Source organism: Thiolapillus sp. (genome assembly GCF_048562965.1).
GTDB lineage: Bacteria > Pseudomonadota > Gammaproteobacteria > Chromatiales > Chromatiaceae > Thiolapillus > Thiolapillus brandeum_A.
The window spans coordinates 1-4966 of sequence record NZ_JBHNMF010000238.1; the positions used below are offsets into that span (position 1 = coordinate 1).

Genomic DNA, 4966 nt, shown 5'->3' on the forward strand with positions numbered 1-4966 from the left:
ATTGCCGCATCTCCAGTTACCTGCAGACCATGGCAAATCAGGGATACAATCCGCTGGTCGCCATTCAAATGGCCTTTTCGGGACAGCTCTATGCTGATAGGGGTGAGTAGTTACGTTTTTTTTCCATTGCAGCGGGTAGAGTAATAACTCCTCTACTTTATTACATCAGTGCCAGGAGAGGTAATGACGCCGGTCAACCCCCATTCATCTTCAGCTGCCCGATACCGGTGGCGCCGGTTTCGCCTCATTGCCGGTTCACGGGAGCAGGGATACAGGCGGGCGGAAAAACGGGTCGCGGACAGTTCCTTTGTGTGGATAGGCCGGAAGCCGCCTGCCTGGCTGGAAAAGGCATTGCCCCCTGAAAAGATCGATGGGCTGCTGGGCCAGGAAGTCACCAGCCTCGTTTTCGACGCACACGACGGATTCGATGCCGATGCCTTTGCTATTGCCGTGGGACTGGTGACCGGCGGCGGCCAGTTCTTACTGCTTACCCCGCCACTGACGCAATGGCAGGCGTCTGGATCGCGGTTTCTTCGGCGCCTGGCAGGTCTGCTGGAGAAGAGTGCACCTTACACCTGTCTTTCCGATGTGCTGCCGGCGGAAGAAGATCATGCCATCGCCACGGCCGAGCAGGTAAAGATCATCGAAGCGCTGCGTCACGTGGTACACGGTCACCGCAAAAGGCCCCTGGTGGTGGTGGCCGACCGCGGCAGGGGAAAGTCGGCGGCATTTGGCATGGCTGCCGCCACGGTGCTGGCAGAAGGCGGCAGAACTGTACTGGTGACCGCTCCCCGCCGCAAGGCAACACTCGCCCTTTTCCGTCATGCCGCACTGGCGCTGCCGGAAGTACAGGAACACAAGGGACTGTTGGAGCAGGGTGATTCACAAATGCAGTTCGTCGCGCCCGACGAGCTGTTGCGCACGCTGCCTGCCTGCGATCTTCTGCTGGTGGACGAAGCCGCGGGCATTCCGGTGCCCATGCTGGAAAAGCTGCTGTTGCATTACAGGCGCATCGCTTTCAGCACCACAGTGCACGGTTATGAAGGCAGTGGCAAAGGCTTCGACCTGCGTTTTTCCAGGGTGCTGGACAGGCACCGGCCCCAGTGGAAGAAGCTGCTCATGCATGAGCCGGTGCGCTGGGCTGCGGATGATCCGCTGGAGAAGTTCACCTTTCGGGCCTTGCTGCTGGATGCCGAGCCTGCGGTGATTGCCGGGGATGTGGCCTTCGATGTGGAGCGGGTGGTTGTTGAGCAGCTTCACAGGGATGAACTGCTGCAGAACGAGGCCCTGCTCCGGCAACTGTTCGGCCTGCTCATCAGTGCTCACTATCGCACCACGCCGGCGGATCTGCAGCATCTCATGGATGCACAGAATCTGCACCTGTGGGTGGGGTGGCTGGATGAATGCCCGGTGGGCGCCATGCTGGTGGCGGACGAAGGGCCGTTACCCCAAGGGCTGCACGAACCCGTCATGAATGGAAAACGCCGTCCGGCGGATCATCTCCTGCCCCTGACGCTGGCGACCCGGTGCGGTTGTCCTGAAGTGCTGGACCTGCACTGCGAAAGAGTGGTGCGCATCGCGGTGCATCCGGCGCTGCAGCAGCGGGGAATCGGCAGCCGCCTGTTGCAGGTATTGCGGGACAGTGCGCCGGATCGGAGCGTGGATCTGCTGGGAAGCAGCTTCGGAGCCACGCCGGAGCTGGTGCGCTTCTGGCGCCGCAACGGGTTTGATCCGGTGCGGCTGGGCTACCGCCGTGAGGCCAGCAGCGGCGCCCATTCGGTGCTGGTGCTCCAGGGCCTGTCGTCAGCGGCACAGTCGGTTCAGGCAGCCAGCCGGGAAGGTTTCGAAGACCGTTTTCCGTTGCAGCTGGCCGAGGTGTTTGCCAGTCTTGCTCCTGGGCTGGTCAAGGTGCTGATGCGCGGACCGGATGGAAGGGGTCCCCGGCTGTCACAGGCTGACTTGGTATCGCTTCGGACATTCAGTGACGGAGGGCGCGAGTACCTGGACTGTGTGGGCGCCCTCTACCGTCTGGCGCTGTGTCAACTGGCCGATGGCGCCAACGACACAGAAATACTGATATTCAAGCTGTTGCAGAAACGCAGCTGGCAGGATGTTGCCAGTGCCATGGGGCTGCCAGGAAAAAAAGCGGTCGTGACGCGCCTGCGGCAGCATGTGGCGCTATTCCTGGCATCTTGACTTTTCTCAACGCGAAAACATTGCCATTCCGTTGTAATCGGTACTTTACGGAGTGAGAGAGAAAAGATCATGACAGACAAGCATCCGGTGCTGCCGCCGGAAGAGATCCCCGCCATTGCCGTGGGATCCATGAACGATACCCATCATGAAGAAGTGGCGCTGGTGAATGCCCTGGGCGCGCTGCTGCTGCAGGCCGTCGACGGCAATGCCGACATTCCCGCCATCACCGCGGCGCTGGACGAATGGATAGCCCATACGGAAGCGCATTTCTCCCGTGAAAACAACATGATGCAGGAATACGGCTTCCCCCCCCCTATGCCGTCCATGCGCAGGAGCACAGTAGCGCGCTGGAGGGGCTGAAGGAGATCCAGCGCCAGTGGAACGACGATCAGAATGTCGAACAGCTGGCAGGCTATGTGTTCAACAGCTGGCCCCAGTGGTTCCAGATGCACGTGAACAGCATGGACAATGTCACCGCGCAGTTCCTGTCCAATTTCGTGGACTGATGCCCGAAGGGCCGGAGATCCGCCGGGCCAGAGATGAACTGGCAGCTGCCATCGAAGGGCAGATCGCCGACCGCGTGACCTTTCATCTGCCCGCGCTGGCGTCGTGGAACGGCCGGTTCGACGGAGAGAGGATCCTGTCGGTGAGCAGCAGGGGCAAGGCCATGCTCACGCATTTCAGCAATGGCTACAGCATCTACAGCCACAACCAGCTGTATGGACGCTGGCTGGTGTCGGAGCCGGATGAACCGCCCGATGCCCGCCGCCAGCTGCGTCTTGCCATCCATACATCCAACAGCAGTGCCCTGCTCTACAGCGCCTCGGATATCGGGGTCTGGCTCACCGGCGAATTGCATCAGCATCCTTTCCTGAAGAAACTTGGCCCGGATGTGCTGGATGAAACCCTGGACGGGGATGCGGTTTGTGCACGCCTGCGTTCAGCGCGCTTTTACCGGCGGCAGCTGGGCGCTTTCCTTACCGACCAGTCTTTCGTGGCGGGACTGGGCAACTATCTGCGCTGCGAGATACTCTTTGCCAGCGGGCTGCATCCGCGCCAGCGGCCCTGTGATCTGAGCGGCAGCCAGCTGGCGGGGCTGGCGTGGCGGATTGTTGCCTTGCCGCGGCAGTCCTATGAAACGGGAGGCATCACCAATGAGCCTGACAGGGCGAAGCGCCTAATGGACTCGGGCAGCAGCTTCGAACAGGCCCGTTTTCAGGTGTTCCGCCGGGCCGGGGAGTCCTGTTACCGCTGTGGTGACGTGTTGGTGCAGGAGAAGCAGTGCGGGCAGCCCTGTTACCTCTGCCCAGGCTGCCAAACCTGCTGTCCGGTGATCAGCGTGCGCCGAAGATCACCATGGTCTTGCCCTTTACGCTGATCAGACCCTGGGCTTCCAGGTTCTTCAGCACCCGGCCGACCATCTCCCGGGAGCAGCCGACGATGCGGCCGATCTCCTGGCGGGTGATGCGGATCTGCATGCCGTCGGGGTGGGTCATGGCATCGGGTTGTTCGCACAGATCCAGCAGGGTGCTGGCGACACGGCCGGTCACGTCGAAGAAGGCCAGGTGGCTGACCTTGCGGCTGGTCTGCAGGAGCCGTTCGGACAGCTGCTTGCCCACGGCAAAGAAGAATTCGGTGGTGTGATCCTTGAGTTCGTCTTTCAGCAAGGCGTCCAGACGCTGATAACTGATTTCAGCCACTTCGCAGGGCGTGCGTGTGCGGATGATGACGGAGCGTGTGGACTGGGGTACGAACATGCCCATTTCACCGATGAATTCGCCCTTGTTGGCATAGGCCAGAATGATTTCCTTACCATCTTCATCCTCCAGCAATACCGTCAGCTGACCGCTCAAGATGTACAGCAGGGTATCCGCAGGATCGCCGGGCTTCATCAGTTCCTTGCGCACGGGATACTTGTGGATATGGGAGTGTGCGAGAAACGGTGCCAGCCATTGCGGCGGTGGTGGAGGGGGATTAACTATGCTCATTTTCTGTGACCCTCTTCATGTTTTTCCATTCATCCTTTGTGTGGGCATTCTGCCATGAGTGGGCTTATACGGCAAAGCTGTAATTTATTCCGCCCTGTGTTAGCTTGCGAAACCTGATTGATTCAACAGGTGAATTGTTCGATGAAAGCGCGAGTGAAATGGGTAGAGGGCGCCCTGATGCTGGGTGAATCCGGCAGCGGGCACGTCGTGGTGATGGACGGGCCGGAAGAACATGGCGGGCGCAATCTTGGCGTACGCCCCATGGAAATGCTGCTGCTGGGCATGGGCGGCTGCACGGAATTCGATGTGCTTCATATCCTGAAGAAAAGCCGTCAGGACGTGCGTTTCTGTGAAGTGGACATGGAAGCCGAGCGGGCAGCTACCGAACCCAAGGTATACACCCGCATCCACGTGCATTTCCGGGTGGGCGGCAAGGGGCTGACTGAAAAGGCCGTGGAACGGGCGGTGAAGCTGAGCGCGGAAAAATACTGTTCCGCATCCATCATGCTGGGCGAAACGGCGAAAATCACCCACGATTTCGAACTGGTGGACGTGGACGGATGAATCGCCCCGAGATGAGCTATGGCCTGCGGCACGTGGCGCTCTATGTTTGTGATCTGCCGGCCTGTGAGCGGTTCTACGTGGATCTGCTGGGTATGAAGGTTGAATGGCGCCCGGATCAGCGCAATGTCTTCCTCAGTTCAGGCAGCGACAACCTGGCATTGCATCAGGCGGATGCGGAAATCAAATACTACCCGCAGAGCGGGTAGTATGATGAAAGC

6 protein-coding genes are annotated in these 4966 nt (G+C 60.0%); 5 read left to right on the plus strand and 1 reads right to left on the minus strand.

From position 1 onward, the window contains the following. Positions 1-183 precede the first annotated feature (183 nt). From ACOCD2_RS12150 to nei, 3 genes are all read left to right on the plus strand, one after another. Positions 184-2196 carry a tRNA(Met) cytidine acetyltransferase TmcA gene (locus tag ACOCD2_RS12150; protein WP_293644660.1) on the plus strand — a complete coding sequence of 671 codons (2013 nt, stop codon included), beginning with the start codon at positions 184-186 and terminating at the stop codon, positions 2194-2196. 69 nt (positions 2197-2265) lie between these two features. Further along, the gene (locus ACOCD2_RS12155; protein ID WP_293644658.1) at positions 2266-2556 is read left to right on the plus strand and encodes a bacteriohemerythrin; all 291 of its coding nucleotides are present in this window, start codon (positions 2266-2268) and stop codon (positions 2554-2556) included. Positions 2557-2701: 145 nt separating this feature from the next. Beyond that, on the plus strand, positions 2702-3574 hold the full coding sequence (gene nei, locus ACOCD2_RS12160) for an endonuclease VIII (protein WP_293644656.1): 873 nt from the start codon (positions 2702-2704) through the stop codon (positions 3572-3574). Here nei and crp read toward each other — a convergent pair. Continuing rightward, positions 3531-4184: a cAMP-activated global transcriptional regulator CRP gene (gene crp, locus ACOCD2_RS12165; RefSeq protein ID WP_293644654.1), complete on the minus strand. Its 654-nt coding sequence runs from the start codon at positions 4182-4184 to the stop codon at positions 3531-3533. The genes nei and crp overlap by 44 nt on opposite strands. 141 nt (positions 4185-4325) lie before the next feature. Between crp and ACOCD2_RS12170 the strand changes: the two genes are divergently transcribed. Together ACOCD2_RS12170 and ACOCD2_RS12175 are read left to right on the plus strand one after the other, a co-directional pair. Continuing rightward, complete coding sequence (locus tag ACOCD2_RS12170; protein ID WP_293644652.1) at positions 4326-4748, plus strand: OsmC family protein; 423 nt, start codon at positions 4326-4328, stop codon at positions 4746-4748. Beyond that, complete coding sequence (locus ACOCD2_RS12175; RefSeq protein WP_305800303.1) at positions 4745-4954, plus strand: VOC family protein; 210 nt, start codon at positions 4745-4747, stop codon at positions 4952-4954. Before ACOCD2_RS12170 ends, ACOCD2_RS12175 begins: the two co-directional genes overlap by 4 nt. Positions 4955-4966: the final 12 nt, after the last annotated feature.

Coding starts and splice junctions, on each gene's coding strand:
- ACOCD2_RS12150 (WP_293644660.1), top strand. CDS start 184: ATGACGCCGGTCAACCCCCATTCATCTTCAGCTGCCCGATACCGGTGG.
- ACOCD2_RS12155 (WP_293644658.1), top strand. CDS start 2,266: ATGACAGACAAGCATCCGGTGCTGCCGCCGGAAGAGATCCCCGCCATT.
- nei (WP_293644656.1), top strand. CDS start 2,702: ATGCCCGAAGGGCCGGAGATCCGCCGGGCCAGAGATGAACTGGCAGCT.
- crp (WP_293644654.1), bottom strand. CDS start 4,184: ATGAGCATAGTTAATCCCCCTCCACCACCGCCGCAATGGCTGGCACCG.
- ACOCD2_RS12170 (WP_293644652.1), top strand. CDS start 4,326: ATGAAAGCGCGAGTGAAATGGGTAGAGGGCGCCCTGATGCTGGGTGAA.
- ACOCD2_RS12175 (WP_305800303.1), top strand. CDS start 4,745: ATGAATCGCCCCGAGATGAGCTATGGCCTGCGGCACGTGGCGCTCTAT.